This window comes from Pseudomonas sp. 05T35 (genome assembly GCF_056396605.1).
The window spans coordinates 1-1,863 of record NZ_JBFTLU010000640.1; the positions used below are offsets into that span (position 1 = coordinate 1).

Below are 1,863 nucleotides of genomic sequence, written 5' to 3' on the forward strand. Positions count from 1 at the left end.
GGCTTACCGAGAGCCTCTGTTATTTCTTCAGGCTTGAGTTTGCTATCACCATTTTTATCGAGGATTTTATATAGCTGTTTCTTCGCAAGACTATCGTCAGCGTTTCCGACGTTCGGCAGGTAAGTCGCGCGCYCCTGTTCATTTAGGCTTTCCTGCGCATGAAGGAAGGCAGCCAGGTGATCCACATTGCTGACGGTTTCTTCGATGAAGGTGAAGCCTTCCCACTCAAAGGGCGAGTGGCGCGACAGCTTGATATCAGGTTCTGAAAACCAACCGCTGATACCGTTGCCATGCTCGTCAGCAAGCAAGCCGTCCAAGCGCCACCAAAGTGTGGTGGTCGTCGAACTCCCCATCACAACAGGCACCTTGATTTTTTTATCTGCCGGGAGAGCCTCCAATACACTCACCGGAATAAACAAATCATAACCAGTCTTCGTGCCTGCGTCGGACACCTTGGGGGGATTCGTTGCGCTCATGCCTTGCACATGGGTTATCAGCATGGTGTTTTTAGGGACTTTGACCAGCGTTTTGCCAGTGTCAGGCAGACTGATGGCCTTGGGTTTGCTTTGTTCAGTAAACGCCTTGACGTCTTCGCAACTGAACACTTCCAAATGCAGCAAGTTCTTCGGTGCGGGGTCCGAGTGATTCTGATATTTCCCTACATGACCGATCAGGCTGCCAGCTTTTATAGGAAATGGTCGCTCCAACAGATGAACCGTATTCTTCTCAGTTGGCTCAACTTTCGTTTCAAGCAAACTCTTCCGAATGTAACCGAGTATTCCGTTGCTAGCGGTCAGAGCGGGAATAGAGCTACCGCTGACGATTTCTATCAGTTTCTGGTATTCAGCGTTTGCCCCGTCATTCCCGATTTTTACCTGAGCCCCAATCGGCAAAATGGCCGTTGTGGCGCTTGCCCGGTTAGCACTTGCATGAACGGCAAGGCCTTTTTGGGGCGGGGTCATTTCGTCTTTCGCTGCAACGCCTATGATGTAGCTGTTAGGTGTTGCACCAGCCATCATTTCTCTTTTGTATACCCACCCGGTTCCTGGAGGAAGACTGGCATCAGCAGGAGTGACATTCACCACCTTGAGCCAACCGTGATCCTCTTCACCCGTCTCTACGAGTGTGCCGCGAGGCAACACGGTTAACACAATGCCGTAACCAGGTTTATTCTTCGGCCCCTGTCGAACCCTCAGTCCTAGAATTTTGTCATTAGCTGATGCCTTGACCTGCCATGTACCACCACTCCAGAACGCTGGCCGACCTAATGCGGGGGTTAAACGATAACTCTCCCAATCCAGCAAATGCATATACAGACTGAAAAAGGTCAGGCTTGGCCCTGGCGCCGCTGCCGCAGGTTGCGCACCGGGGGCAGCTGCTGGCGCAGGAGGCACGGGAACCTCCAAGCGGTGTTTAACCAACACAAAACCTGTTGAAAAGACTGAATGCGTCGAGCCGAAATCTGATTTTGGATAAACCTCATCAATGCGATAGGCAACCACCTCGCCATCCGCAATACAGCGGACCTCAGCCTTGTCCCCCACCACCAGACCAGTAGCCTCGTCGAAGTGAACGCCGCCATGCCAGAGACCGTTAGAGCCCAATGGGTAATAACCATCCTTGGCCTGCGCCAACGCCTTGTAATACTGCTGAGGATCCTTCGCTTCTGCTCCCCCTACTTTGAAGGGGTACGACCATCTCTCTACTTTGCTGGTTGTCTCAGTCATTACCAATTACCTGAATCCTGATCCCTGGTGGCTTGGAGCGCCGTCGGTGTCTGTTAGCCGGAGAAATTGAGCATTCGTTTCGGTTTGCGTTTGATCTGTTCCTCAGGCGCATTCCCCAACGCCTGATCCATCAAAC

At 52.1% G+C, this 1,863-nt stretch carries 1 protein-coding gene; it reads right to left on the reverse strand.

Going from position 1 to position 1,863, the window contains the following annotated elements:
* Positions 1 to 1,727 (reverse strand): SH3 domain-containing protein (locus tag AC1DH9_RS28310; RefSeq protein WP_477809249.1); only part of this gene is annotated, 1,727 nt, incomplete at its 3' end.
* Positions 1,728 to 1,863 lie beyond the last annotated feature (136 nt).